Raw genomic sequence first — 26331 nt, forward strand, 5'->3', positions numbered from 1 at the left:
CCGGCGCAGGGTCATACCCGCGCCGGCTGTTGTCGTCTGTTACTGGTGGCCCGGTCCGGAGATGCGCGGCAGCACCTCGAACTGGTGGAAGGGCGGCGGCGAAGGCAGCGTCCATTCCAGCGTCGTGGCGCCGGGGCCCCACGGATTCGCGCCCGCCTCACGCTTCCGCGCAAAGGCTTCATACACAGCGTAGAAGAAGATCAGCATGCTCAGCACGCCGATGAACGCGCCGATCGACGAGATGTAGTTCCAGAGCGCGAAAGCGTCCGGATAGTCGATGTAGCGGCGCGGCATGCCGGCGAGGCCGAGGAAGTGCTGCGGGAAGAAGGTGAGGTTGATGCCGATGAAGAACACGATGAAGTGCGCCTTCGACAGGGTCTCGTTGTAGAGATAGCCCGTCATCTTCGGGAACCAGTAGTAGAAGCCCGCGAAGACGGCGAAGACCGCGCCGAGCGACATCGTGTAGTGGAAGTGCGCCACCACGAAATAGGTTTCGTGCAGCTGACGGTCGGCGCTCGCATTCGCCAGCACGACGCCCGTGACGCCGCCCATGACGAAGACGAAGATGAAGCCGATCGCCCAGACCATCGGCGCGCGGAAGGTGATCGAACCGCCCCACATCGTGGCGATCCAGGAGAACACCTTGATGCCGGTCGGCACCGCGATCACCATGGTGGCGAAGACGAAGTAGCGCTGCGCATTGAGCGACAGGCCGACCGTATACATGTGGTGCGCCCACACGATGCAGCCCAGGAAGCCGATGGCGACCATGGCGTAGGCCATGCCGAGATAGCCGAAGACCGGCTTCTTGGAGAAGGTCGACACGATATGGCTGATGAGGCCGAAGGCCGGCAGGATCAGCACATAGACTTCCGGATGGCCGAAGAACCAGAACAGATGCTGGAACAGCAGCGGATCGCCGCCGCCGGCCGGATCATAGAACATGGTGCCGAAGTTGCGGTCGGTCAGCAGCATGGTGATGGCTCCGGCGAGAACCGGAAGCGTCAGAACGAGCAGGAAGGCCGTCACAAGCATGGCCCAGGCGAAGAGCGGCATCTTGTGCAGCGTCATGCCGGGCGCGCGCATATTGAAGATCGTGGTGATGAAATTGATCGAGCCCAGGATCGACGACGCGCCCGCGAGATGCAGCGACAGAATGACGAAGTCCATCGCCGGACCGGGATGGCCGATGTTCGAGGACAGAGGCGGATAGAAGACCCAGCCGCCGCCAAAGCCCATCATGCCCGGCGCGCCCTCGACGAACATCGACAGCACCAGAAGGATCAGCGAGACCGCGAGGAACCAGAAGGAGATATTGTTGAGGCGCGGAAAGGCCATGTCCGGCGCGCCGATCATGATCGGCACGAACCAGTTGGCGAAGCCGCCCATCAGCGCGGGCATGACCATGAAGAAGATCATGAGCACGCCATGCGCGGTGATGAAGACGTTGTAGAGATTTTTGCCGGCGTCGGCGCCCATCGACGGGTCGGCGTGATTGATGAGCTGCGCGAGTCCCGGGAATACGCCGATGCCCGGATACATGAGCTCCGCGCGAATTGCGACAGACATGAGCGCGCCGACCACGCCGCCGATGACGGCAAGGATCAGATAGAGCGTGCCGATGTCCTTGTGGTTCGTGGAGAAGAGAAAGCGGCGCAGGCCCCTCGGATGGTCATGCGCTGCGGCAGTCGAACTCGCCATCGTTTTGTCCTCGATGTCTTATGTTGTCTTGCGTCGGGTTAGCGAGCCTGCTCGCTCGAGGCGAGGCGCGTGCGCGATTCGGCGGCCGAGAACTTCTTCTTCGACTCGGCCAGCCACTCGTCGTATTTCTCGCGGCTCACGACCCGGATGGCCATCGGCATGAAGGCGTGGTCTTTGCCGCAGATCTTCGAGCACTGGCCATAATAGACGCCTTCCTTCTCGGCCTTGAACCAAGTCTCGTTCAAACGGCCCGGCACCGCGTCCATACGTACGCCGAAGGCGGGGATCACGAAGGAGTGAATGACGTCCGCGGCCGTGATTTGCAGCTTCACCACCTCGTTGACCGGCACATAGGCCTCATTGTCGACGGCGAGCAGGCGGGGCTCGCCCTCCTTCAGCTCGGCATCGGGCTTCATGAGCTGGTCGAAGCCAAATCCGCCGCCCTGATCCTCCGGATATTTATACGACCAGTACCACTGATTGCCCGTCACCTTGATGGTCAGCTTGGATTCCGGAATCTCGACCTGATGGGCGAGGATGCGGAACGACGGGATGGCGATGAAGACCAGGATCAGAATGGGGATGAGGGTCCAGACGATCTCGAGGCCCGTGTGGTGCGTCAGCTTGGAGGGCACGGGGCTGGCCTGCTCATTGTAGCGCCAGGAGACATAGAGCAGCAGGCCGAGAACCGACAGCGCGATGAAGGTGATGATGGGCAGCAGGATGCCGTTGTAGAAGAACTGCGTCTCGCGGCCGACCTCGGTCACGGTCGCCGGCAGGCCGATGCCGCCCGGCGTTGGCTGCCCCTCCACCTGGGCGTAGGCGAAGCCGGCGAAGAGGACGACCGGAAGCGCGACGGCCGCCGCAAGCGCGCCGACAGAAAGGAAGTTTCGATTGCCCGTGGACATGCAGGTCGCCTTTCGCACCTTTTCGTCAGACAGTGTCATTCGTTTCATGCAATTTTCGAGCACGCTTTCGCCGCCGCAAGCTTTTGCCCGACCCGGCCCGGTTCAACCACAAACGCAAGCCACACGCAATTGCTGCGTCGCCGTACCGCGGCTGACAAATGGTCGCGCTGAAAAGATTCCCGCAAGGTGCGCGGCGCGGCGCGCGCGTGGCGGCGGCTTGACAGGCTCATTCGATTTGCTAGGCAACGGCGCGCCGCGATGCGGCCTTTTTTCCGCACATAGTCGGCGCAGGAACGCCCCTCTGCTTTTTGGAGAGATCATGAGTCTTCTGCGCGCCGCGACGTCCCCTGGCCCCTTGCGACATCTCGTCGCGGGCATCTTAGGAGCCGCGCTCGCGGCCGTTGGCGGCGCCGCTTTGGCCCAGGGCGTGGTCAAATCCAAATATGGCGACTGGGAGATTCGCTGCGAGACGCCCGCCGGCGCGGCCGCCGAACAATGCGCGCTGGTTCAAAGCGTCGTCGCCGAAGACAAGAACAACGTCAATCTGGTGGTGATCGTGCTCAAGACCAGCGACGGCAAGAGCCGCCTGCTGCGCGTGGTCGCGCCGCTCGGCGTATTGTTGCCGAACGGCCTTGGTCTGAAAATCGACCAAACGGACATTGGGCGCGCCGGTTTTGTCAAATGTCTGCCAACCGGCTGCGTCGCCGAAGTGATGATGGACGACAAGCTCGTCGACCAGCTGAAAAACGGCAAGATGGCGACCTTCATCATTCATCAGGTGCCGGAAGAAGGCATTGGCCTGCCCTTGACGCTGCAGGGCTTCAAGGAAGGTTTCGCGAAGCTGCCATGATAAACGGCGGCCCCTCGAGAGGAGCGCTCACACGAATGAACAAGGGTTTTGCTGGATTGGCGGCGCTCGTCCTCTTGGCGGCGTCCGGCGCGCAGGAGGCGACGGCCTTCGATTTCCCCAAATGGCCCGAGGCCCTCGGCGGCAAAAAGGAATCGCCGCAAACGCCTGGCGCCACGACCGATTGTCCCGTGATCGTCGCGGAGGACGGCGCGCAGATGCTGCGCGCGCCCGCCGGCGCGGACGCGGCGAGCGTGCATCACCAGGTATCGATCAAGAACATCGCGCGCGAATGCATCCTCAACGGCGACCAGATCGTCATCCGCGTCGGCGTCGAGGGCGACGCCATGCTCGGCCCCGCCGGCGCGCCTGGCTCTTACGGCGGAACCATTCGGGTCGCGCTGCGCCAGACCAAGGACGATTCGATCGTCTCCTCGAAGAACTATCGAATCAACGCCGTCATCCCCGCCAACGGGACGCGCGCCGATTTCAGTCTTCTCGCCGAGCCGCTGTCGGCGCCGGCGAACGGGAAGGCGCAGGAAGAGTACGAAGTTCTCGTCGGCTTCACGGAAGGCTTAGCCGACGCCGCCGACAAGCCGGCGCGCGGACGCAAAAAAGGCCGGCGCTGACGCCGGCCTTCAATGATCTTAACACGCTCCTGAGCGATTCAGGTCGACACATAGCGCGCGCGCTCGGCGAGCGACTTCACCTCGTTGATGCCGGCAGTCACGAAGTCCCTGCCCGGCGCGCCCTTGGCCAGGACGCCTTCGGCGACTTTCACGGCGGCGTCGGCGGCGGCGGCGCGCACTTCGGCGGCCGCCTGGGCCTCGGCCTGGGCGATCTTCTGCTCGACCTGCTTGACGCTGCGGGCCATGAACTCGTCGAGACGGCGTTTGCCCTCGGCGGCGATCAGCTCCGCCTCTTCCTTCGCCTGCGCGACAATGGCGCGCGCTTCGGCCTCGGCCTCTTCGCGCTTCTTCTCGAAGGACGCGAGCAGCGATTCGGCTTCCGTACGCAGGCGCTCCGCCTCGGCGAGCTCGCCCTTGATGCGGTTGATGCGGGCGTCGATCAGCGCCGCGAACTTCGAATGGGCGCCCACCCACAGCAGCACGAGCACGAAGATCGTGAAGCCGACGGCGACGTAGAATTCCGCGTCGAAATGCATGGAACGCGTCTCCTTTAGCGCTTCACGGACTGGTATTCGGCGGAGAGCCGATCGCGTTCGGCGGGAACGCCAGTCAATTTCTCGATGATCGAGGCGGCGGCGTCGAGCGCGATCTGCTCGACATTGGCGAGCGCGGCGGTCTTGGCGGCGCCGATGCGCTCTTCGGCCGCGCGAATCTTTTCGGCGGCGTCCGCCTCGGCGCGCGTACGCTGGGCGGCGGCCTCATTGGCGATCTTTTGCTGGGCTTCGCGGCCGATGGCCTGCGCCTCTTCGCGCCGGCGGCGCAGATGTTCGTCATTGGCCTGCGCCGCGGCCTGCGCCTTCGACTGCATGTCGCGCGAGGCGTCGAGGTCGGCGGCGATCTTGGCGTCGCGCGTCTCGATGATGCCGCCGACGCGCGGCAGCGCGATGCGCGACATCAGAATGTAGAGAACGCCGAAGATCAGAACCAGCCAGATGAGCTGCGGCGCGAAATTCTCGGTCTGGAAAGGCGGAAAGACGCCTTCATGATGAGCCTCGCCACCCGGCGCGCCCACGGATTCGTGAGTTCCTTGGGTTTCCTGCTCGGCCTCGGCGGCATAGGCGGGAGAGATGATCGCCATGGACATATCCAAAGTCTTCGACGCGGCTGCGGATGGAACGCAAAAACGCGCCTCTGCGAGGGGCGTTGAGAAGCCGCGAGGCGCACGCTGTCGCAGCGCGCCTCGCGCGGTCGGAGAAAGCCTTTAGGCCTTCAGATACAGCAGCAGCGCGATGACGAAGGCGAAGATGCCGAGGCCTTCGGCGAGCGCCGCGCCGATGATCGCGTTGGTGAACTGCGAGGCGGCGGCCGTCGGATTGCGCAGCGCGCCATTGACGAAGTTGCCGAAGATGAGGCCGACGCCGATCGCCGCGGCGCCGGTGCCAATCGCGGCGAGACCCGCGCCAACCAGCTGCATTTCAGTAGCCATAGTTTTCTCCAGTGTATTGGGGCGACTTTTATTGTTGGATGTTTATCAGTGGCCCGGATGAATCGCGTCGTTGAGATAGACGCAAGTGAGAACGCTGAACACGAACGCCTGCAGGCAGGCGACGAGAAGCTCCAGCGCATAAAGAGCGACGATCGCGAGCAGCGGCACCGGCGCGAGCGCCGCATAGGCGCCGCCGGCCGCGAGCAGCAGCACGACGAAGCCGCCGAACACCGCGAGCGTTACGTGGCCCGCGAGGATGTTGGCGAAGAGACGGATGGACAGCGACACCGGGCGCGACAGGAAGGAGATGATCTCGATCGGCACGAGAATCACCAGCACCGGCAGCGGCACCCCATGCGGCACGAAGAGGTTAATGAAGCCCAGCCCGTTCCGGTAAAAGCCGTAGAAGGTCACGAGCAGAATAACGAGCAGCGCGAAGGCGCCGGTCACCACGATCTGGCTCGTCACCGAATAAGTATACGGGATGAGGCCGATCAGATTGGCGATCAAGATGAAGGAGAACAGCGAGAAGACGAAGGGGAAGAATTTCATCCCTTCCTTGCCCGCGGTCGAGCGCACCGTATTGGCGACGAACTCGTAGAGCATTTCGGCGAGCGCCTGGAAACGGCCCGGCACAATGGCCTTGCGCGAGGTGGCGATGACCATCAGCAGCACGACGCCCAGCGCGGCGAGCAGCATGTAGAGCGAAGCGTTGGTGAAGGAGGTCTCGACGCCCGCGATCTCGTGCGGGAAGTAGCGGTGCAGTTCGAACTGTTCGATCGGATTCGGCGCGGCCGCTGCTTCAGTGCTCATCGTCCCTGCCCGGACGTTTCCGCCCGGCCCTCGATTTGAAGGCGCATACGCCGCGCCTGATGACTGTTCCAATTCGCGAACGGCTCAGTCCTTCGGCTTCGCCACGCGATAAATGTTCCAAAAGCCAGCCGCTATGCCGAGACCGAGCAAGACGATCATCAGCCAGGGCTTGGTGCCGAGCCATTCGTCCGCCTTCCAGCCGACGAAGCCGCCCACCAGCACGGCCCCCACAAATTCGGAAAAAGCGTTGAGCCCGACGCTCAACGCCCGCGACAGGCCCCTTCTCTCGGGCGGCGGCGCCTCCTTGGCGAGTCGCTCCTCGTCACGCTGACGCAGCGCGGCGTTGAGCTTCTCGAGCCGCGCATTCAGCGCGTCCTGTTCGGCGTCCCGCTTGTCGTCGTCGGTCATCGGCTCTCTCCGTCGCGCCCTGCGTGAGCGCGCAAAATGAACGATGGCCGGGACGGCTTGGTTCGGGGATTTATCCGGCTTTCGGGAGCGGCTGATCGAAAAACCCCAGCCTCGCGGCCAGGCCCTTTCGAGCCGCGCGCAACATATTGAGCGGCCACTCTTAAGTCAAGGCGCGCCGCTTTTGCGCAAATATCTTGATTTATATGGAAAAACCATTTGTTGCGACGATTTGCGCGGCTGAAAGTTTGTGCATTTGCGAAAGGCGCCCCCATTCGTGCGGAGCCGCCGCGCTCATCGCGGCCGATCGTTTCGGGGCCGAGACCTCTTGGACCTTCCCGGCCCCTGCACGGTTATCGGCACGGGGTCCCGCCGCGCGGCGGGGACAGGGAGGAACCCATGCCATATGCGCGTCTCGCCCTTATCATCGCGGTCGCGACCCTGGTCATTTTCTGCGTGAGCTATCTCAACGTCTACCAGGCCGATCATATCTGGCTCAGCGCGGGCCGCCTCTGGATGGCCGTGGCCGCCGGCGCGGCCGTCGCGGCGGCGCTCGTTGCGTTCTCGCCCGACGTCTATCGCAGCGGCCCCGCCAATTCGGTGATCGTCGCCGCTGCGATCACGGTCTTCGCCGCCGCCGCCTGGCTGGTTCGCACCCAGGACGGCGTGCACGAGATGACTTTTCTGCGCGCGATGATCCCGCACCACTCCGCCGCGATCCTCATGGCCGAGCGCGCGCAACTGCGCGACCCGCGCGTGCGGGAGCTGGCGCGGCGCATCGTCACAGATCAAATGCAGGAGATTTCAGAAATGGAGCGGCTGATCGCCGATCTCGAACGCACCGGCGGCAGGCCGGCGCCGGCGCAGCCGCGGGACGGGCAGTCAAAGACAGTGAGCCGGTGACGGCCGCGGCCGGCGGCTCAGCTCGCCAGCGCGAATTTCTCGGCCTGCTCCAGATCGACCGAGACGAGCTGCGAAATACCCCGCTCGGCCTGGGTCACGCCGAAGAGCCGGTCCATGCGCGCCATGGTGATCGGGTTATGGGTGATCGTCACGAATCGCGTGTCGGTCTTCTTGCGCATTTCCTCCAGCAGGTCGCAGAAGCGTTCGACGTTCGAATCATCGAGCGGCGCGTCGACCTCGTCGAGCACGCAGATCGGCGACGGGTTGGTGAGAAACACTGCGAAGATCAGCGACATGGCGGTCAGCGCCTGCTCGCCGCCGGAGAGTAGCGTCATGGTCTGCGGCTTCTTGCCGGGCGGGCGGGCGAGAATGTCGAGGCCGGCCTCCAGCGGGTCTTCGCTTTCAACGAGCTGAAGCTCCGCCGAGCCGCCGTCGAAAAGCAGCGTGAACAGCTCCTTGAAATGGGCGTTGACCTTGTCGAAGGCGGCGAGCAGGCGCTCGCGGCCCTCCTTGTTGAGGCTGGCGATGGCGGCGCGCAGCTTCTTGATCGCCTCGGCGAGATCGTCGCGCTCCGCGACCATCCTCTCGCGCTGGGCGTCGATCTCGGTCAATTCCTCCTCGGCGCGCAGATTGACGGCGCCGAGGCGCTCCCGGTCGGCGCGCAAGGATTCGAGCCGCCGCTCGACCTCGGCGATGTCGGGGAGTTCGTCGCCTTCCGCCACGCCCGCGAGACCGGCGAGCGCGGCCGGCGTCGTTTCGAGATCGTGCTGGATGGCGCGCTCGACGTCGGCGGCGCGTTGTCTCGCGGCCTCGAGTTGCGCCTCGCTGCGGGCCTTCTCCTCGCGCGCGGCGCTCATTGCGTCGAGCGCGGCGCGGGCGGCGCGGTCGGCCTCGGCGAGCCGCGTCTCGGCCTCGGCGCGGGCGTCGGAGGCGTCGCGGCGCGCGGCCTCGGCGTCTTCGAGGGCGTTCATCAGCGCCCGGCGCTGATCGAGGAAGGCGTCGGGCGCCTCGGCCAGGCGCTCCTGCTCCTCGCGCGCCGATTCGAGACGCTCCTCCAATTCGCCGAGTCGATCTTGGGCGCGGTCGCGGCGCTCGGCCCAGGAGGCGATCTCGCGCCCGATGGCCGCGACGCGGGCGGCGCGGGCGCTCGCGTCGTTGCGCAGCGTCGCCAGCGCCGCGCGGGCCTCGCCGGCCTGGGCGCGCTCGACCATGGCGCGGGCGCGCAGGCTTTCCATCGCGCCGGCGAGCGAGGCCGGCTCGTCGAGGCCGTCGAGTTCGGCGGCGAGCGATTCGCGCTTCTGCGCCGCTTCGTCGAGATTGGCGAGGGTCTGCGCCTTGGCTTCCTCCAGCGCGGACAGGCGCTGGCCGATCTGGGCCATTCGCCGCTCGGCGGCGGTATGGCGTTCCCGCGCCTCTTCGAGACGGGCGCGGGCGCGGCGCTGGGCGTCGCGGGCCGCGGCGTCGGCCAGTGTCGCGAGGCGCGTCGCCTCGCGGGCGCTCTCCAGTTCCTCGGCGAGGGCGTCGGCCTCGGCGCGGGCGCGCGCCGCCTCGGCGCGCAACTCGGCGAGGCGGTTCTTTTCAGTAAGACGGCGCGCCGCCGGCGTCGGCGCCTCGGCCGCCTGGGTGAAGCCGTCCCAGCGCCACAGATCGCCTTCTTTCGAGACGAGGCGCTGGCCCGGCTTCAACAGTTTGCGCAGGCTCTCGCCCTCGGCGCGCAGAACGACGCCGATCTGCGCGAGGCGGCGGCGCAGCGCCGGCGGCGCTTCCACCATCTCGCCCAGCGAACGCACGCCGTTCGGCAAGGCGGGATCCCCCGCGTCGGCGGTGAGCGCCCAATGCGCAGGCGCAGAGGTTTCGGCCGAGGCGTCAAGGTCGTCGCCGAGCGCGGCGCCCAGCGCCGTCTCATAACCCTTCTCGACCGTCATGGCTTCGACGACCGGCGCCCACAGGCCGCCTGCGCCGGCGTGAAGGAGATTTTCGAGCGTGCGGACCTCGGTCTCCAGCCGCTGGGCCTTGAGCGCCGCCTGCTCGACCGGGTGACGGGCGGCGGCCTCCGCCTCGCGCGCCTCGCGCTGCGCCTCTTCCGCCATCTGTGCGGCTTCGTCGGCGGCCTGCGCCTCCTCGGCGGCCATTTCAAACGCTTCGGCGAGGCGCTGGGCCTCCTCGGCGCCGCCGCCCTGCCCGGCGATGAGCGCAAATTCCGTGTCGAGCCGGGTGACTTCCGCCTGGAAGCGGGCGACGCGCCCGTTTTCGTCGCGCAGCGCCGATTCGATCGCGCCGCGCCGGGCGTTCACGCCGGCGAGCTGCTGCTGAACGTCGGAGAGGGCCGATTCGGTCTCGGCGAGCGTCGCCTCGATTTCCGCCAGTCGCTCGCGCGCTTCGCTCTCGCGGTCGTCGTCCTGCAGATCGGCGCCCAAGAGTTCGGCGCGCTCCTCTTCGAGCCGCTCCGCGACCTCGGCGGCGTCCTCGATCAGCGCCTTCTCGCGTTCGAGATCGCGCATGAACTGCTCGATCTGGCGCGCCAGCTCGGAGATGCGCTGCTTGGCGCGCTGCTCGTCGGCCTCGAGCGCCTGACGGGCGGCGACGAGGCGATGCACGGCGGCGCCGGCCTCGGCCTCCTTGTCGCGCAGCTTGGGAAGCTCATGCGCGGCGATGGCCTGCAGCTTCGCCGCCTCGGCCTGCGCCAGCGTGCGGGCCTGCACATTGAGAATGTCGGCCTCGAGCTTTTGCGCCGCGTCGCGCAGCTGGTCGGCGGCGATCTGATAGGAGACGAGGGCGACGAGCGCCTCGTTCTGGCGAATCTTCGCCGCCACTTCGCGGTAGCGCGCGGCCTGGCGGGCCTGGCGCCTGAGGCTGTCGCCCTGGCTCTCGACCTGCTTCAGCACGTCTTCGAGACGGGTGAGATTTTCGGAAGCCGCGTTCAACCGCAGCTCCGCCTCATGGCGGCGGGAGTGCAGGCCGGCGACGCCGGCGGCGTCCTCCAGAATGCGTCGTCGGGCCTGGGGCTTCGCCGAGATGATCTCCCCGATCTGGCCCTGCCGGACCAGCGACGGCGAACGCGCGCCGGTCGCGGCGTCGGCGAACAGCAGTTGCACGTCGCGGGCGCGGACTTCCTTGCCGTTGATTCGGTAGGTCGAACCCTGCTCGCGCTCGATGCGGCGGGTGACTTCGATCTGGTCGGCGTCGTTGAAGCCCGCGGGCGCGAGACGCGCGGAATTGTCGAGGACAAGGCCGACTTCAGCGAAATTGCGCGCGGCGCGCGACCCGCCGCCGGAGAAAATCACGTCGTCCATGCCGGACGCGCGCATGTTCTTATACGAGTTTTCGCCCATGACCCAACGCAGGGCTTCGACGAGATTCGACTTTCCGCAGCCGTTCGGCCCGACCACGCCGGTGAGGCCGGAGTGGATCAGGAAGTCGGTCGGTTCGCAGAAGCTCTTGAACCCCAGAAGTCTCAGGCGTTCGAATTTCATGCGTCAAGAGCGCCACAAAAGAAGGGTGAAAGCAAGAAAACGCTCGCAATATCTTGTGGAAGCGACGCGAGGCGCGACTCTTTGGGCTCGCTTGGCCGCGGCGCGCCGCCTTTTCCTGTTGCATTGCAGGAATTGACTTGAAAGAGTCGACGGGCGGCGCGGACCACTCGTCTTCGCCGGTGGGCTTCATGCTCCAGATGGGGACCAGGCTTGCTGGAGACGCTTTCCCGCGACGAGGATCTCTGGGTGTTCGGCTATGGCTCCCTGATGTGGCGCCCCGGCTTCGACTACGTCGAAAGCGCCCTCGCCTGGGTTCATGGCTATCACCGCTCCCTCTGCATCTTTTCTCACGTCCATCGGGGCACGCCGGAGCGGCCGGGCCTGGTCCTCGGTCTCGACAGAGGCGGCTGCTGCCAGGGCGTGGCCTTCCGCGTCGCGGCCCGGGACCGCGAGCGCACCGTCCGCTATCTGCGCGAACGCGAGCTCGTGACGGCCGTCTATCTCGAAAAGACGGTGGGCGTGCGATTCGCCGAAGGGAGCTGCGTCAACGCGCTGGCCTATGTCGTCGACCGCAGCCACCGCCAATACGCCGGCCGCCTGCCCATTGAGGAAATGACCCGTCTCGTCGCCGAAGGCGTGGGACTGACCGGCGACAACCCCTCCTATGTGCGCAACACCTACGAGCACTTGATGCAGCTCGACATTCACGACGCCGATCTCGCCGAAATCGTACGCCGGCTCGACCAATGCTCCTGCCGGACGGTCCCCGCGGCCTCCGCCGGCCAGGACATCTGAGGCGCCCATCATTCTCGCGCGAGCAAAAAAAGGCCGGGGCAAGCCCCGGCTGCTAGGACACACACGCAACCCGCATTTTACAAGACGCCTTGCACTCGCACGCTCGACCACGCTCACGCAACGACGACACACGCAAGGCAGCAACGCTCACACAACGACGACCTGACGACCATGCACGAAACGCGACCTACGCTCACGCCGCCGGAGCATTCGCCGATCCGAGCAACCGAGATCGCGGCTCCCTTTTTATCGGGGTTCAGGCGCCCCCTTTGGAATCAGAGCCGCTCTAGTTGAGAAGCGACCCCGAAAGATCGCGCGCGGTTGCGTCCCCGGCGCAGAAATGGACATGCCACTCGTCGACGCCGAGTTCTCGCGCCAGACGGGCGAGCGGCGGCTTGGTCCCGTTGTCACGCGCCACAAGGACGCATAAGGGACGAAGAGAGCCGCCGCCCCGGGCCACGCCAATGACGACGCCGCCGTCGAGGTCGGAAATGAAACCTTCCTCTCCTCGCTGGAAAACGGAGCAGACATAACGCCGGCCCGAAACGCCTCGCCAGGAGAAGAAGCGGCCGCGCAGGACATTCGCCTCGGCGAGCGAATCGAGCTCCTGACCGCGTGGCGTCAGACCGTTCGACGAACGGGGCGGCAAAAAAGGCGAAAAACCGTGATCACGACGCATGACAGCCTGCCTACCAGAGCAAAACAGGAACAATGCTAGAACAAACCATGCCCCCGGTCAATGACCGAACCCCGCGTGTCAGAGGATGGGGACAACGCCGACGCGCCGTCGTGCGACGCAGGGCGCCAGCCTCTCACCCGGTTTGTTGCATGGCGCACAGCTTCCTCGCCGTGCGCCGACGCGCAGCACGAACCCCAACGTTTGCGCTCGTTTGAAGCTTAGACATGGGAAACGATTCGTCCGGTTCAAGCTAGAACGCGACAATAAAACGCACAACTTTTACGTTCGTTCAACGCGCCCCGCAATTTTTTTGATTTTGTGGTGGTCGTGCGCCCGATTGGACGCCGCGCGCCGCATGCGGGAACGCCGCCAAAACCCTCGGTTTCGAGGGGGGCCCTGGTTTTCCAGTCTTCCGACGGCGTCAGCCGTTGGCGCCGCCGCCCGCCGTGCGCAGCCAGGCGGCGCCGCAGGCCTTGGCCAGCTCGCGCACCCGCAAAATATAGCTCTGCCGCTCGGTGACGGAGATCACGCCGCGCGCGTCCAGCAAATTGAAGGCGTGGCTCGCCTTGATGCACTGGTCATAGGCGGGCAGCGCCATGAGATGCCGCTCGTCGCCGGAGCCCGCGCCGAAATCGAGCAGGCGCCGGCACTCGGCTTCGGCGTCCTTGAAGTCCTCGAACAGCTTCGACGTATCGGCGGCCTCGAAATTATGGCGCGAATATTCCTGCTCCGCCTGCAGGAAGACGTCGCCGTAAGTGACCTTCTCCGCGCCGTCGCGGCCGTTGAAGTTCAGCTCCATGATGCTGTCGACGCCCTGCAGATAGCAGGCGAGGCGCTCGAGCCCATAGGTGAGTTCGCCCGACACCGGCGCGCATTCGAAGCCCGCCACCTGCTGGAAGTAGGTGAATTGCGAGACTTCCATGCCGTCGCACCAGCATTCCCAGCCGAGCCCCCAGGCCCCGAGCGTCGGGCTCTCCCAGTCGTCCTCGACGAATCGGATGTCGTGAAGGGTTGCGTCGAGGCCGATTGCGGCGAGCGAGGCGAGATAGAGATCCTGGAGATTGGCCGGCGACGGCTTCAAGATCACCTGGAACTGGTAATAGTGCTGCACCCTGTTGGGGTTCTCGCCATAACGCCCGTCCTTGGGGCGCCGGCACGGCTGCGCGTAAGCCGCGCGCCAGGGCCTGGGGCCGAGCGCCCGCAGCGTCGTCGCCGGATGAAAGGTGCCGGCGCCCATCTCCATGTCATAGGGCTGCAAAATGACGCAGCCCTGCGCCGCCCAGAATTTCTGAAGCGTGAGAATCAGGCCCTGGAAGGAGCGCGTGGGGGAGAGATCTTCGGCAATCGGGGTCATGCGGGCTTCCTGTCGCGGCGCAGAAGCAGTTACGGGCGCCGCCGCCTGCGGTCAATGGCTGCGCGAGTCGTTCCAATTTGAAGCAAAGTCGATCCGGCTGCGAAAGCGCTCGGAAACCATTCCGAAAGTCATGCGCGCTAGCGTTAGCCCATGCGTAACCATGTGTCGTCTCCCCGTGTTCGCGCCCCGCGGCGGGCGCACAAAATCGCGCCGGCGCTCGGCGGCGTCGTCCTCTCCCTGATGACCGGCGGCCTGCTTTACTCCTTCGCCGAAAATCCGCCCGAGCCGACCCTCGACGTCGCCGAGCTGGAGCCGGCCGGCGCCGGTCTGCGCGGCTCCCTCCTTGCGGACATCGGTCCGCATGCGCCCACCGCCTTTGCGCCCCGCAGCGCCGGCATGAGAGCGCAAAACCTCTTCATCGCAAGAGCGGAGGCGAAGCCGCAATCGGCCGATCAGCCCTGGCAGGCGGCAGAGGCGCCGACCCCGCCGGCGCGGCCCGCCGCTCTCGAGACAGAGAAGGCGGCCGCGCTGGAGGCCGCGACTCTGGACGCGCCGACGCCGCCGCGGCGTCCGGCGGAGCTCTCCGTGGCGCTGAAGCCGGAACCGCCCAAGGAGCAAGCGCCCTCCCTCGCCCAGGACGAGCCGCGGGCGCCCGCGCGCCAGATGGCGCGGGCTGCTTCGGGCTCGACCGTTGTTCCCGCTGCGCCGGCCGATGGGCGCAGCTTCTTCGAGCGCCTCTTCGGCGGCGCGCCCCAGACGGCGTCGGCGGTGACGCCGGGTCGCCCGAATCGCGAGGTCATGGCCTATGCCGCGACGCCGGATACGGGCGGGCTGTTCGGCGGATTGCGCAGCGCCGTCGCCCCCGCCAATCCCGCTGCGCGCTTCGATCGCTATACCGCGGTCTACGACATTTCCGCCCGCACCGTTTACATGCCGGACGGCGCACGGCTCGAAGCGCATTCGGGCCTGCGCGAGCATCTCGACGATCCGCGCTACGTGCATCTGCGCATGCGCGGGCCGACGCCGCCGCATCTTTATATGCTGACGCCGCGGGAGGCGCTGTTTCACGGCGTCGAGGCGTTGCGCCTCACCCCGGTCGGCGGCGAGGGGGCGATTTTCGGCCGGGCCGGTCTGCTCGCGCACACTTATATGCTCGGGCCGAACGGCGATTCGAATGGCTGCGTGTCTTTTCGCGACTACAACGCCTTCCTCCAGGCCTATAAGCGCGGCGAGGTGCGCCGACTGGCGGTGGTCGCGCATCTCTAGGCGATCCGCGTCCGACGCGCCGTCTTTCCGAAACGGCGCGTTTTTCTGTCAGCGGCCTCAATTCAAGCAGACAACGAGAACGCAACTATCAGATTTAACTAGTTCTTTTTGCCTGGACACGCTATAGCGCCTTGCGCCAAGCTGTCCGGGGACGGCCAAGAATTCGCCTAATTCAAGCCCAAGCAAGGCCGCGATGCTTTTCCAGAGTGTTGCTGCGGCGTTCTTGCGCGCCAGCTGAGTCGGCCCCGGCGCGTGATTCGGATCCGCTGGGCGCCCCGCGAGGCGCGCCACGCAAGGTACTTCCGAGGGCGGATGTTGACGAAACCCCAGATTTTACATGGCTTCCTGTCACGAGAGCGCGGCCGGCTCTTTGCTTATGTGGCGCTTGGCGGCGCCGCGCTGTCGTCGAGCCTTCTGATCGGCTGGCACGCCCACCGACAAAAAGCGCTGGCCTCGGCCGAGACGCTGGCGGCGCCGACCGGCAACCCTTACGGGCCGCTGGTCGTCGGCCTCGGCCCTTGGGCCAAGACCGCCGCGGCGCCTGGGCAGAAGGTCGAAACGACGGCCGCGCTCGAGGCCCCCAAAGCCGAGCCCGCTGCGCCGACTGCCGAACCGCAGCTCATGGCCGAGGCGGAAGGCGCGTCCCCCGACGCCGACACCGTTCCCGTGCCGCCGCGCCGGCCGTCCGACCTCAAGATTCTGGCCAGTCGCATGGCGGCGCCCGCGCCGGAGCGCCAGGCCGCCCTGGCCGAGCCCGCGACGGCTCCCGCCCCGGCGGATAACCGCAGCTTCTTCGAAAAGATCTTCGGCGGCGCCGGCGCGCCGCCGCCGCCCTCCGCGCAGCCCGATGCGGGTCAGACCGGCCGCAACGCCCGCCGCCCGCAGCAGGCGCCGGCCCAAGCGCTCGCTTATGCCGCGCCCGAGACCACCGGCGGTCTTTTCGGCGGCCTCACCAATCCTGCCGCGCCCGCCGCGCCCGCTCAAAACGACGCGGTCGGCCCGGCGCCCCGCGCCGGCGCCGGAACCGCGGTTTACGACATTTCGGCCCACACGGTTTACATGCCGGACGGCAGCAAGCTCGAAGCGCATTCGGGCCTGCGCGAATATCTCGACGATCCCCGCTATGTGCATGTGCGCATGCGCGGCCCGACGCCGCCGAGCGTCTACGCCTTGTCGCCGCGCGAAGCGCTGTTCCACGGCGTGGAGGCGCTGCGGCTCACGCCGATCAACAGCTCGGTTTACGGCCGCGCCGGCCTCCTGGCCCACACCTTCATGCTGGGACCGAACGGCGACTCCAACGGCTGCGTCTCCTTCCGCGACTACAACGCCTTTCTGCAAGCCTATAAGCGCGGCGAGGTGCGCCGGCTGGTGGTCGTCGCCCGTATGTGATTGCGCCCGTGCGGTTTTCGGCGCGGCGGCCGTGGACGTCGCGCCAACGCCGCATATGTACCGCTTGTGAGGATCTCACTTCCAAGCGGGAGGTCGCCTTGCGTATCAACGCCCTCTTTCTTGCTTCCCTGTTCGTCGCGGCAAGCGTGCAAAGCGCCGCGGCGCGGGTGAATGTCCACATCGATCTCGGCAGCCAGCGCATGTATGTGAATTCGGCGCGCGGCAGCTACAGCTGGCCGGTTTCAACGGCCAGGGCCGGCTACCGGACGCCGCGCGGCGTCTTCTCCGCCAAGGCGCTGCAGCCGATGCATTACTCCGCCAAATACGACAACGCGCCGATGCCGCACTCGATCTTTTTCAACGGCGGCTACGCCATTCACGGCACCTATGCGACACGGGCGCTGGGCAGACCGGCGTCGCATGGCTGCGTGCGGCTGTCGCCCTGGAACGCGGCGCGGCTCTATTCGATGGTGCGGCAGGAAGGCGCGACCATCTCGATCAGCGGACGTCGGTGACCGGCCCGTCAGAGGGTCAGCGGGGGCAGCAGCGCCAGCGGCGCCTTCGAGCCCTTCACCCCGCGCAGCAGGATGCGGGTCGCCGGCGCGCCGGCGCGGGAATAAATCGGCTCAATGGCCACGCCGCCCAGCCGCCCGGCCACGGCGGCGAGACAATCGGCTAACGCGTCGGCGCGATGGATCATCGCGAATCGCCCGCCCGGGGCCAGCAGCGCGAGCGCGCCGCGCACCCATTCCGAGAGCGGCGCGGCGGCGACATGGGCGCGGGCCTTCGCCGCATCGGGCGTCACGCGCACACGCGCGGCCTCGTGAAACGGCGGGTTGGTGAGAACCAGCGCAGCGCGCCCGTCGACGAGACCGGCGGCGCGACGTGATGTCGCAGAGAGGATGTCCGCCTCAAAGACGCTGACGCGTGCGGCAAGGCCGTTGCGATCGATATTTTCACGCGCCAGCGCGCAGCTCTGCGGATTGATCTCGACCAGGCCGACCCGCGCCTCGGGCGCATGGATCGCGGCCATGAGCCCGACGGCCCCGGCCCCGGCGCCAATGTCGAGAATGAGGCCGTCGACGTCACGCGGCGTCGCAGCGGCGAGCAACACCGCGTCATGGCCGGCGCGATGGCCGCGGCCCTGCCGCAGCCGCAGCCGCCCCTCCATGAACCCGTCGATGTCGTCCCCGCTCATGATGGGCGATTAGTCACACGGCCGCCGCGTGGTCGGCAAGGCGTCCATAACCCTCCGCTCAGGCCGGGCGCGGTCCGTGGCGAGGCGTCGACTTGCCGGTAAGGGCGCAAGGCCGTAAATTGCCCCGCCGTTCAGGGTCAGGCCGTAGGGGGGTCCGTGGGTATCGTTATTCCGCTCGAAGAGAAAAAGGCCGCGGGCCTCGACAGCCTGCTCGACCTGATCCGCCCGGACCTCGAGCGCACCAATCAGCTCATCATCCAACGCATGGGCTCGGACGTCACGACGATCCCGGAAGTGGCGAACCACCTGATTTCCGCCGGCGGCAAGCGCCTGCGCCCGATGCTCGTGCTCGCCACCGCGGGCATGTGCGGCTACAAGGGCGACGGCCACCTCAAATTCGCCGCCGGCATCGAATTCATGCATACGGCGACCCTGCTTCACGACGACGTCGTGGACGAATCCAACATGCGGCGCGGCAAGATCGCGGCGCGCATGCTCTGGGGCAACCAGACCTGCGTGCTCGTCGGCGATTTCCTGCTGGGCCACGCCTTCAAGATGATGGTCGAGCCCGGCATGGTCCCGCCGCTCACCGTGGTCTCACAGGCCGCGGCCGTCATCGCCGAGGGCGAAATCCTGCAGCTCAACGCCGCCAAGGACACGACGACGACCGAAGACGCCTATATGGGCGTGATCCGGCGCAAGACCGCCGAGCTTTTTGCCGCCGCGGCGGAAGTCGGCGTGATGCTCGCCGGCAAGCCCAAGGCCGACGAGGCGGCGGCGCGCAGCTACGGCATGAACCTCGGCGTCGCCTTCCAGCTCATCGACGACGCGCTGGATTACGGCGGCTCCTCCGCCAAGCTCGGCAAGAATGTCGGCGACGATTTCCGCGAGGGCAAAATCACTCTGCCCGTCGTGCTCGCCTTCCGCCGCGGCAATGAGAAGGAGCGTGAGTTCTGGCGCCGCACGCTGGAGAAAGGCGAGATCAACGACGACGACGTCGAGACAGCTTGCGGTCTGGTGAAGAAGCACAAGGCGCTGGACGATACGATCGAGCGCGCCGCCCATTACGGCGCCATCGCGCGCGACGCGCTCGAAATCTTCCCGTCGTCGCCGTGGAAGGACGCTCTGCTCGAAGTCGTCGATTTCTGCATCGAGCGCGTTTACTGAGGGCCGGGGCGAGGCCGCTTCGCAGGCTTGTCGATTCAGCTGAGGGCGGGCTTCGAGCCCGCCCTCCTCATATGCGCCTTCTGCGATTATCTTCAGGACTTCACGCACTCGGCCTTGAATTGCTTTTTCGCCTTGCCCTTCAGGCCCTTCTCCTTGGCCTGCTCGGCGCAGGCCTTTTCCTTGTCCGCGGGGGACTGCGGCGAGGCCTGACTAGTTGCGGCGGCGGGAGCGGGCGCGGCTTCGGCGGCGGCCTTCGGCGCGACCTCCTCCGGCGGCTTCCAGACGGTTTCGGCAAATGCGGACGCGCCAGAGAGCGCAACGACGGCGCCCGCCGACAAGATGATCTTGATGCTCTTATACATAACGTCTCTTTTGTTCTTAGAAGCCGGCCGCACGGCTTCGGACTCTCCCCGGCCGACGTTCGTCGAACGCGGCCAGGGCGGACACTATGACATTTCCAAGACCTTGTCTTGCTGCGGCGCCCGGACGGCCAATTGCAAAGCTTTTGCCTAACGCCGGCCGTTCTTCCAGAAGTGGAAGGCGAGAACCCCGGCAAGAGCGGACAGAGACAGTCGGATCAAGACGAGGTTCGGGGCGAAGCCCTTCACAAGATGCGCGATAAAGCCCTTGCCGCCGACCTTGCGCGGCGGTCCGGCGTTGAAATGGGGAGTGAGGATGCTCATGGCGGTTTCCACTCGAAAATCCGAGGCCCCGGATGGTAAGGCTAACGACGAAAATCTTGAGAAATGCTTGCGCGCGAGCCGCGCGGGCCTTCTGGCGGGGACGACATGGCTGAAGCTCTAAAGACTGACGGCGCCGCCTTCGATTTCTCGGCGACGCCCCCTGTGGCGGAGCGGCGCCCGTTTCGAATGACGACGCACGGGCGCGTGCTCGACGACCCTTACGCCTGGCTCGCCGCCGACAACTGGCGCGAGGTGCTGCGCGATCCAAAGAAACTGCCGGGGGACATCGCCGCGCTCATTAAGGCCGAAAACGCCTATTGCGCGCAGGTCGTCGCGCCGCTTCGCCACTTGCGCAAGACGCTGGTGGCCGAGATGCGCGGCCGCATCAAGGAGGACGACGCCGACGTTCCCGACCCCGACGGGCCCTACGCCTATTACGGACGCTTCCGCGAAGGCGCCGAACACCCTATCGCCTGCCGCGCCCCGCGCGACGGCGGCGCGGAAACGATCCTGCTCGACGGCGAGGCGCTGGCCAAGGGCCATGACTTCTTCGACATTGGCGACGCCGCCCATTCGCCCGACCACGCGCAGCTCGCCTGGAGCGTCGACGACAAGGGCTCCGAGCTCTACGCCATTCGCACCCGCGCGCTCGCCGACGGCCGGGACCGGTCGGACGTCGTGACCGACACCGAGGGCTCGATCGTCTGGAGCGCGGATTCCAAAGCCTTCTACTACGTGCGGGTCGACGAGAATCATCGCACCGCGCAGGTCTTTCGGCACCACGTCGGCGCCGACCCCGCTACCGACCGCCTGATCATCGAGGAGCCGGACGGCGCCTGGTTCGTCGAGCTCGAGGAAAGCCGCTGCCGCCGCTTCGCCATCGTCTCGATCCGCGGCCACGACGCCTCGGAATGCTGGCTCGTCGATCTCGCGGACGCGGACGCGCCGCCGCGACTCGTCGCCAGGCGCGAACCCAAATTGCGCTACGATGTCGAGCCGCACGGCGATGTTCTCTACGTCATGAACAACGCCGAGGGCGCCGACGACTTCCGGATCTCCGTCGCGCCGCTCGCGACGCCCGAGCGCGCCCATTGGCGGGACGTCGTCCCCTATCGGGACGGCGCCATGATCGTCGCCTTCACCGTCTACCGCAATTACCTCGTGTGGATGACGCGCGAGAATTCATTGCCGCGAATCATGATCCGCGATCTGACAAGCGGCGAGGAGCACGCCATCGCCTTCGAGGAGGAGGCTTACGCGCTCGGCCTCGAGCCCGGCCTCGAATTCGACACGGACAGGCTGCGCTTTACCTATTGCTCGCTGACGACGCCGCAGGAAACCTACGACTACGACATGAAGACGCGCGCCCGCGTGCTGCGCAAGCGTCAGGAAATCCCTTCGGGACACGATCCGAAGAATTACGTCACGCGACGGCTCTTCGCGCCGGCGGCGGATGGCGAGACGATTCCCGTCACGCTGCTGCATCGCGCGACCTTCACGCCCGGGCGCGGCGGCGCGCCGCTGCTGCTCTATGGCTACGGGGCCTATGGCCACGCGCTCAACGCGCGCTTCGACTCAGACGTGCTCTCGCTCGTCGATCGCGGCTTCGTTTACGCGCTCGCCCATGTGCGCGGCGGAACCGAGAAGGGCTGGCGCTGGTACGAGGACGGCAAGCTCGAACGGAAGCCCCACACATTTTCCGATTTCATCGCCGTGGCGAAGCATCTCGTGAAAACCGGCTACACGCGCGAAGGCGCGATCGTCGCGCAGGGCGCTTCGGCCGGCGGCCTGCTGATGGGAGTCGTCGCCAATGAGGCGCCCCAGCTCTTCGCCGGAGTCATCGCCGGCGTGCCCTTTGTCGACGTGCTGCACACGATGTTGCGGGACGATCTGCCGCTGACGCCGCCGGAATGGCTCGAATGGGGCAATCCCTTGGCGGATGAAAAGGTTTACGACCGTCTCGCCGCTTACTCGCCCTATGACAATATTCGCGCTCAGGCCTATCCGGCGATCCTGTCGATTGCGGGCGTGACCGATCCTCGCGTGACCTATTGGGAGCCGCTCAAATGGATCGCCAAGCTCCGCGCCGCCATGACCGGCGGCGGACCGGCGCTCCTGCACACGCACATGGGCGCCGGTCACTCCGGCGCCTCGGGACGGTTCGAGGCGCTGGAGGATGTTGCGCTGGAATACGCCTTCGCCCTGGCCTGCGCGCCGCGGCTCAGCTGCTAGGCTTCTTGCTGCGAATCTCTTCCGGCGGCAGCCATTCCTTGCCGGCCTGAGTTCCCGCCTTGCCTTCGATGCCGGGCGATCCGGCGGAGGTTCCGCTCGGGCCCGCGAGGCCTGTGGGCGACGCATGCATTTGCGCGGCCGGATTGTCTTTCTGCACCACGGTCGGCGGATCGACATGCGTCCCCACCGCGGGACCGGACGTCTCGCCGACGGACGGCTGCGTGGTCGATTTGGGGATCACGCCCGACCCCTGCACCGGGGCGTCCTGCGCCTCGGCCTGGCGAAATTCCGGCGTCGCCTGCGCGCCCTTCGGCATGACCGGCTGGCCGTTTTCAAACGTCGGCGGGTTGGGATCTCCCTGATCCACCGCGAGCGCGGGCGCGACGGCGCCCGCCGACAGAAAAGCAGAGATCACGAGAATTTTTTGCATGGCTCTCGCTCCTGACCCACCGCGCGCGGCAGGCCGGATTGGCCCCCCACGGGCTAGATGGGCGAGGCCGTCGCGCCGGCAAGAAAATATCGCCTCGCGCCCGCTTTTCGTTTACGAAAGCTGCGGCGGGAGGATTGCCATGGCTGTCGAATCGAAACATGCGGAAACGATTGCGCTGCACGCAGGCTGGCGCGCCGATGAAACGACGGGCGCCGTCGCCGTGCCGATCTTTCAGACGACGTCCTATCAGTTCCGCGACACCGAACACGCCGCAAATCTGTTCGCGCTGAAAGAGCTCGGCCACATCTACACGCGCATCGGCAATCCGACGACGGCCGTGCTGGAGGCGCGCCTCGCGGCGCTCGAGGGCGGCGTTGCGGCGCTGGCGCTGGCCTCGGGACAGGCGGCCTCGGCCTTCGCCCTGCAAAATATCGCGCGCGTCGGCGACAATGTCGTCTCCTCGACCGATCTTTACGGCGGCACGTGGAATCTCTTCGCCAATACGCTGAGAGACCAGGGCGTCGAGGTCCGCTTCGTCGATCCCGCCGACCCCGAGAATTTCCGCCGCGCGACGGACGATCGCACGCGCGCCTATTACGCCGAGACGCTGCCCAATCCCAAGCTCACCGTCTTTCCAATTGCCGAAGTCGCCGCGATCGGCCGCGACTACGGCGTTCCGCTGATCGTCGACAATACCGCTGCGCCGATCATCGCGCGCCCTCTCGACCACGGCGCGGCGATCGTCGTCTATTCGACGACGAAATATCTCGGCGGACATGGCACCTCGATCGGCGGCGCGATCATCGACGGCGGCAATTTCGACTGGGAAAAATTCCCCGCGCGCCAGCCGGCGCTGAACACGCCCGACCCCAGCTATCACGGCGCCGTGTGGGTCGAAGCGGTGAAGCCGCTCGGGCCCGTGGCCTATGTCCTCAAGGCGCGCGCGACGCTGTTGCGCGATTTGGGCTCGGCGCCCTCGCCCTTCAACGCCTTCCTCACTTTGCAGGGAATCGAGACGGTGACGCTGCGCATGGAGCGCCACGTGCAAAATGCGCAGAAGGTCGTCGATTTCCTGAGCAAGCGCGGCGAAGTGACCAAAGTCATCCATCCCTCGCAGCAGAGAGGCGAAGCGCGCCGGCGCGCCGACGCCTATCTCAAGGGCGGCTATGGCGCGCTGATCGGTTTCGAACTGAAAGGCGGGCTCGAAGCCGGCCGCCGCTTCATCGACGCGCTGGAGATGTTCTACCATGTCGCCAACATCGGCGACGCGCGCAGCCTCGCCATTCACCCGGCGACAACGACGCATTCGCAACTCGCCGAAGAGGGGCAACTCGCCAGCGGCGTGACGCCCGGCTATGTGCGGCTCTCGATTGGCCTCGAACATATCGACGACATTCTCGCCGATCTCGAGAAGGGGCTGACGGCGGCGGGGGCTTGAGTCCCCAGGTCAGCATGAGGGCTGTTTCATCTGCTTCAATTAGGCCTCACCCTGAGGAGCGCGCCTAAGCGCGCGTCTCGAAGGGCGAGGCCGCGTCGAAGCATTGTCGGCGAGGAGCCGCTACTTCACCTTCACCGGATAGCCCGCCACCACCAGCGCAACCTGCGCCGAAACGCGCGCGACCTCCTGATGCAGGAGCCCCGCGGCGTCGCGGAAAGCGCGCGCGAGCGCGTTTTCCGGCACGATCGAAAGGCCGACTTCCGGCGACACCACCACGGTGGGCGCACGACGCGCCATCAGCGCCACGATCAGCGCCGCGCGGTCGGCGGCGAGGTCCGCCCCCGCCAGCATGCGATTGGAGAGCCAGATGCCGAGACAGTCGATGAGCAGGGGCGCCTCTGCGGACGCCTGCCCAATCGCTCGCGGCAAGTTCTGCGGCGCTTCGGTCGTACGCCAATTGCCGCCGCGCCGCGCCTGATGGGCGTCGATGCGCATGCGCATCTCGTCGTCGAAGGCCTCCGCCGTGGCGATGTAAATCCACGGCGCCGGATGCGCCATGATCAGGCCTTCGGCATAGGCGCTTTTCCCCGAGCGCGCGCCGCCGAGGACGAAGGTCAGGAAGGAGTTCGCGCTATCCCCTTCTCTGTCAGACATCGCCGGCCCTCCTGAAAGGCGTTTGCGCCAAGAGGGCGCCGTCGCGGTCGAAGACGATGACGTTCAACTCCATCTCCCCGGAACCGAGCGCGCGCGCCGCGGTTTTCCACGCCTCGCGCGCGACGGGCGCGGCGAGATCGACCCCTTCGGCGCGGGCGATGAGCAGCGCGTCGAGCCCGCTATTGGCGTGATGGATGCGCGCGGTCGTCTCCTCATCGGCGCCCGCGCCGCGCGCCGTCTCGGCGAGGCGCGCGAGATCGAGGCTGGAGCGGCCCGAATGCAGATCGAGACGTCCTTGCGCGAGCTTGGTCATCTTCGCGAAGCCGCCGCCGATCGTCACGCGCGCGACGGGATGCGTGCGCAGATACTTCAGCAGGCCGCCGACGAAATCCCCCATCTCGATCATCGCCGCCTCGGGCAGGCCATAGAGCGCCTGCACGGCGGCTTCCGACGTCGAACCCGTCGTTCCGGCGACATGCGTCAACCCGCTGGCGCGCGCGACGTCGACGCCGCGATGAATGCTGTCGATCCAGGCGGCGCAGGAAAAGGGCGTGACGATTCCCGTCGTGCCGAGGATCGACAGGCCGCCGACGATCCCCAGGCGCCCGTTGAGCGTATGTTTGGCCATTTCTTCGCCGCCGGGAACGGAAATCTCGACCTCTGCATCGCCGCCGACCCCGAAATTCTGCGCCGCTTCGGCGATCGTCTCCCGCATCATCTGACGCGGCACGGGATTGATGGCCGGCTCCCCTGGCGGCACGGGGAGGCCCGGGCGCGTCACCGTGCCCACGCCTTCGCCGGCGAGGAAGGACACGCCCGCCCCCGGCGCCGCCCGACGCACGGTGGCCCGCACAAGGGCGCCATGGGTGACGTCGGGATCGTCGCCCGCGTCCTTGACCACGCCCGCGCGCGCGAAATCCGCGGCGCGTGAAAACTCGGCGAGCGCAAAGGCGACCCGGCGGCCCGAGGGCAACGCGATCTCGACCGGATCGGGCGGCGGCGCGCCCGAAACGAGCGACTCGAAAGCCGCGCGCGTCGCGGCCGTGGCGCAGGCGCCGGTCGTCCAGCCCCGACGTAACGGGCGATCTTTTGGCGCGTCAGTCATGCGCCATGTTTAGCAAGTCGCCGCGGCCCACGCGACACAGGGTCGGCGATCCGTTAAAAGGGGCGCCGAATTTCATGTAAAGGAGCTTGGCCATGAATCGCAGCCTGACGTCCTTCTTCGCACTGATGACGTTCGCGACGGCCGAAGCCGGCGGCGCGCAGGCTTTCGAACTGAAAAGCCCCGACATCGCCGACGGCCAGAGGATCGACATGAAACATGTCTACGACTCCTTCGGCTGCACGGGCGCCAACCTCTCCCCGGAACTGACTTGGACCGATCCGCCCGCCGGCACGAAAAGCTTCGCCGTGCTGATGCACGATCCCGACGCGCCGACCGGCGGCGCCGGCTTCTGGCACTGGCTCGTGGTCGACATCCCGCCGGACGTGCGCGGCCTCAAACAGGGCGCCGGGGACGCCTCGGGCAAGAAATTGCCGCCCGGCGCGCATCATCTGGAAAACGACTTCGGGGACAAGTCCTACGGCGGCCCCTGCCCGCCGCCCGGCAAGCCGCATCGCTATGTCATCACCGTCTATGCGCTGAAGACCGACAAGATCGGCGACGCAGGCAAGGGCCGCACCGCCATCGCCGGCTTCACGATCAATCAGAACGCGCTCGCCAAGGCCTCGGTCACCGGCCTGTTCGGTCGGTGATCTTTGCTCTCCTGACGGCTGCGGGCGGCGTCGCGCACATGAGGCCCCTCTTCCTGAGGAGCCTGCGAAGCAGGCGTCTCGAAGGACGGGGGGCCGGGGCCGGCCGCCTTCGCGCTTCGAGACGCG

The 26331-nt window shown here is 66.7% G+C and carries 27 protein-coding genes; 11 read left to right on the forward strand and 16 right to left on the reverse strand.

Going from position 1 to position 26331, the window contains the following annotated elements; genetic code table 11:
* Nucleotides 1–39: 39 nt before the first annotated feature.
* Both ctaD and coxB read right to left on the reverse strand, forming a co-directional pair.
* The gene (gene ctaD, locus ACETII_RS05320) at nt 40–1701 is read right to left on the reverse strand and encodes a cytochrome c oxidase subunit I (protein ID WP_363349865.1); all 1662 of its coding nucleotides are present in this window, start codon (nt 1699–1701) and stop codon (nt 40–42) included.
* Between the two features lie 38 nt (nt 1702–1739).
* Nucleotides 1740–2609 carry a cytochrome c oxidase subunit II gene (gene coxB, locus ACETII_RS05325; RefSeq protein ID WP_363351213.1) on the reverse strand — a complete coding sequence of 290 codons (870 nt, stop codon included), beginning with the start codon at nt 2607–2609 and terminating at the stop codon, nt 1740–1742.
* A gap of 319 nt (nt 2610–2928) precedes the next feature.
* On the opposite strand from coxB, the gene ACETII_RS05330 reads away from it, so the two are divergent.
* Entirely contained in the window at nt 2929–3459 is a 531-nt protein-coding gene (locus ACETII_RS05330; protein WP_472787380.1) for an invasion associated locus B family protein, read from the forward strand.
* A gap of 35 nt (nt 3460–3494) precedes the next feature.
* Nucleotides 3495–4085 (forward strand): hypothetical protein, encoded by a 591-nt coding sequence (locus tag ACETII_RS05335; protein ID WP_363349867.1) that lies wholly within the window; start codon nt 3495–3497, stop codon nt 4083–4085.
* A gap of 38 nt (nt 4086–4123) precedes the next feature.
* Here ACETII_RS05335 and ACETII_RS05340 read toward each other — a convergent pair whose 3' ends face one another.
* The 5 genes from ACETII_RS05340 to ACETII_RS05360 form a co-directional block, all read right to left on the reverse strand.
* On the reverse strand, nt 4124–4621 hold the full coding sequence (locus ACETII_RS05340; protein WP_363349868.1) for a F0F1 ATP synthase subunit B family protein: 498 nt from the start codon (nt 4619–4621) through the stop codon (nt 4124–4126).
* 14 nt (nt 4622–4635) lie between these two features.
* Complete coding sequence (locus ACETII_RS05345; protein ID WP_472787381.1) at nt 4636–5223, reverse strand: F0F1 ATP synthase subunit B family protein; 588 nt, start codon at nt 5221–5223, stop codon at nt 4636–4638.
* 123 nt (nt 5224–5346) lie between these two features.
* On the reverse strand, nt 5347–5571 hold the full coding sequence (locus ACETII_RS05350; RefSeq protein ID WP_341105183.1) for a F0F1 ATP synthase subunit C: 225 nt from the start codon (nt 5569–5571) through the stop codon (nt 5347–5349).
* Nucleotides 5572–5616: 45 nt separating this feature from the next.
* Entirely contained in the window at nt 5617–6384 is a 768-nt protein-coding gene (locus tag ACETII_RS05355; RefSeq protein WP_363349870.1) for a F0F1 ATP synthase subunit A, read from the reverse strand.
* Between the two features lie 84 nt (nt 6385–6468).
* Nucleotides 6469–6792, reverse strand: a complete 324-nt coding sequence (locus ACETII_RS05360; RefSeq protein ID WP_363349871.1) for an AtpZ/AtpI family protein — start codon at nt 6790–6792, stop codon at nt 6469–6471.
* Between the two features lie 396 nt (nt 6793–7188).
* On the opposite strand from ACETII_RS05360, the gene ACETII_RS05365 reads away from it, so the two are divergent.
* Nucleotides 7189–7692: a DUF305 domain-containing protein gene (locus ACETII_RS05365; RefSeq protein WP_363349873.1), complete on the forward strand. Its 504-nt coding sequence runs from the start codon at nt 7189–7191 to the stop codon at nt 7690–7692.
* 17 nt (nt 7693–7709) lie between these two features.
* Here ACETII_RS05365 and smc read toward each other — a convergent pair whose 3' ends face one another.
* The gene (gene smc / locus ACETII_RS05370) at nt 7710–11165 is read right to left on the reverse strand and encodes a chromosome segregation protein SMC (protein WP_472787382.1); all 3456 of its coding nucleotides are present in this window, start codon (nt 11163–11165) and stop codon (nt 7710–7712) included.
* Nucleotides 11166–11375: 210 nt separating this feature from the next.
* Here smc and ACETII_RS05375 point away from each other — a divergent pair, with 210 nt between their 5' ends.
* Nucleotides 11376–11960 (forward strand): gamma-glutamylcyclotransferase, encoded by a 585-nt coding sequence (locus tag ACETII_RS05375; protein WP_472787383.1) that lies wholly within the window; start codon nt 11376–11378, stop codon nt 11958–11960.
* A 286-nt stretch (nt 11961–12246) separates the two neighbouring features.
* Here ACETII_RS05375 and ACETII_RS05380 read toward each other — a convergent pair whose 3' ends face one another.
* Both ACETII_RS05380 and ACETII_RS05385 read right to left on the reverse strand, forming a co-directional pair.
* Complete coding sequence (locus ACETII_RS05380) at nt 12247–12639, reverse strand: hypothetical protein (RefSeq protein WP_472787384.1); 393 nt, start codon at nt 12637–12639, stop codon at nt 12247–12249.
* 421 nt (nt 12640–13060) lie between these two features.
* Nucleotides 13061–13993 carry a glycine--tRNA ligase subunit alpha gene (locus ACETII_RS05385; protein ID WP_363349877.1) on the reverse strand — a complete coding sequence of 311 codons (933 nt, stop codon included), beginning with the start codon at nt 13991–13993 and terminating at the stop codon, nt 13061–13063.
* 150 nt (nt 13994–14143) lie between these two features.
* Here ACETII_RS05385 and ACETII_RS05390 point away from each other — a divergent pair, with 150 nt between their 5' ends.
* The 3 genes from ACETII_RS05390 to ACETII_RS05400 all read left to right on the forward strand — a co-directional run bounded on the left by ACETII_RS05390 (nt 14144) and on the right by ACETII_RS05400 (nt 17163).
* Nucleotides 14144–15259: a DUF2778 domain-containing protein gene (locus tag ACETII_RS05390; protein ID WP_363349878.1), complete on the forward strand. Its 1116-nt coding sequence runs from the start codon at nt 14144–14146 to the stop codon at nt 15257–15259.
* Between the two features lie 312 nt (nt 15260–15571).
* A complete protein-coding gene (locus ACETII_RS05395; protein WP_363349879.1) occupies nt 15572–16648 on the forward strand; it encodes a DUF2778 domain-containing protein in 1077 nt (358 codons plus the stop codon).
* Nucleotides 16649–16746: 98 nt separating this feature from the next.
* Complete coding sequence (locus ACETII_RS05400) at nt 16747–17163, forward strand: L,D-transpeptidase (protein ID WP_363349880.1); 417 nt, start codon at nt 16747–16749, stop codon at nt 17161–17163.
* A gap of 8 nt (nt 17164–17171) precedes the next feature.
* Here ACETII_RS05400 and ACETII_RS05405 read toward each other — a convergent pair whose 3' ends face one another.
* Complete coding sequence (locus ACETII_RS05405; protein ID WP_472787385.1) at nt 17172–17846, reverse strand: tRNA1(Val) (adenine(37)-N6)-methyltransferase; 675 nt, start codon at nt 17844–17846, stop codon at nt 17172–17174.
* Between the two features lie 156 nt (nt 17847–18002).
* Here ACETII_RS05405 and ACETII_RS05410 point away from each other — a divergent pair, with 156 nt between their 5' ends.
* On the forward strand, nt 18003–19013 hold the full coding sequence (locus ACETII_RS05410) for a polyprenyl synthetase family protein (RefSeq protein ID WP_363349882.1): 1011 nt from the start codon (nt 18003–18005) through the stop codon (nt 19011–19013).
* Between the two features lie 92 nt (nt 19014–19105).
* On the opposite strand, the gene ACETII_RS05415 is transcribed toward ACETII_RS05410, so the two are convergent.
* On the reverse strand, nt 19106–19375 hold the full coding sequence (locus ACETII_RS05415; protein WP_363349883.1) for a PsiF family protein: 270 nt from the start codon (nt 19373–19375) through the stop codon (nt 19106–19108).
* 147 nt (nt 19376–19522) lie between these two features.
* On the reverse strand, nt 19523–19696 hold the full coding sequence (locus tag ACETII_RS05420; RefSeq protein ID WP_472787386.1) for a hypothetical protein: 174 nt from the start codon (nt 19694–19696) through the stop codon (nt 19523–19525).
* Between the two features lie 105 nt (nt 19697–19801).
* On the opposite strand from ACETII_RS05420, the gene ACETII_RS05425 reads away from it, so the two are divergent.
* Nucleotides 19802–21928: a S9 family peptidase gene (locus tag ACETII_RS05425; RefSeq protein WP_472787387.1), complete on the forward strand. Its 2127-nt coding sequence runs from the start codon at nt 19802–19804 to the stop codon at nt 21926–21928.
* Here the strand turns inward: ACETII_RS05425 and ACETII_RS05430 are convergent.
* A complete protein-coding gene (locus tag ACETII_RS05430; protein ID WP_363349886.1) occupies nt 21918–22358 on the reverse strand; it encodes a hypothetical protein in 441 nt (146 codons plus the stop codon). The genes ACETII_RS05425 and ACETII_RS05430 overlap by 11 nt on opposite strands.
* Nucleotides 22359–22497: 139 nt before the next feature.
* Here ACETII_RS05430 and ACETII_RS05435 point away from each other — a divergent pair, with 139 nt between their 5' ends.
* The gene (locus tag ACETII_RS05435; protein ID WP_472787388.1) at nt 22498–23796 is read left to right on the forward strand and encodes an O-acetylhomoserine aminocarboxypropyltransferase/cysteine synthase family protein; all 1299 of its coding nucleotides are present in this window, start codon (nt 22498–22500) and stop codon (nt 23794–23796) included.
* Nucleotides 23797–23916: 120 nt separating this feature from the next.
* Here the strand turns inward: ACETII_RS05435 and cobU are convergent, their stop codons facing one another.
* Both cobU and ACETII_RS05445 read right to left on the reverse strand, forming a co-directional pair.
* Nucleotides 23917–24450, reverse strand: coding sequence for a bifunctional adenosylcobinamide kinase/adenosylcobinamide-phosphate guanylyltransferase (gene cobU / locus ACETII_RS05440; RefSeq protein WP_472787389.1), 534 nt, complete (start codon nt 24448–24450; stop codon nt 23917–23919).
* Nucleotides 24443–25555: a cobalt-precorrin-5B (C(1))-methyltransferase gene (locus tag ACETII_RS05445; RefSeq protein WP_472787390.1), complete on the reverse strand. Its 1113-nt coding sequence runs from the start codon at nt 25553–25555 to the stop codon at nt 24443–24445. The genes cobU and ACETII_RS05445 overlap by 8 nt, the downstream gene beginning before the upstream one ends.
* Before the next feature lie 92 nt (nt 25556–25647).
* On the opposite strand from ACETII_RS05445, the gene ACETII_RS05450 reads away from it, so the two are divergent.
* Complete coding sequence (locus tag ACETII_RS05450) at nt 25648–26205, forward strand: YbhB/YbcL family Raf kinase inhibitor-like protein (RefSeq protein ID WP_472787391.1); 558 nt, start codon at nt 25648–25650, stop codon at nt 26203–26205.
* Nucleotides 26206–26331 lie beyond the last annotated feature (126 nt).

The sequence above is a fragment of the Methylocystis sp. NC52PC genome (assembly GCF_055698645.1).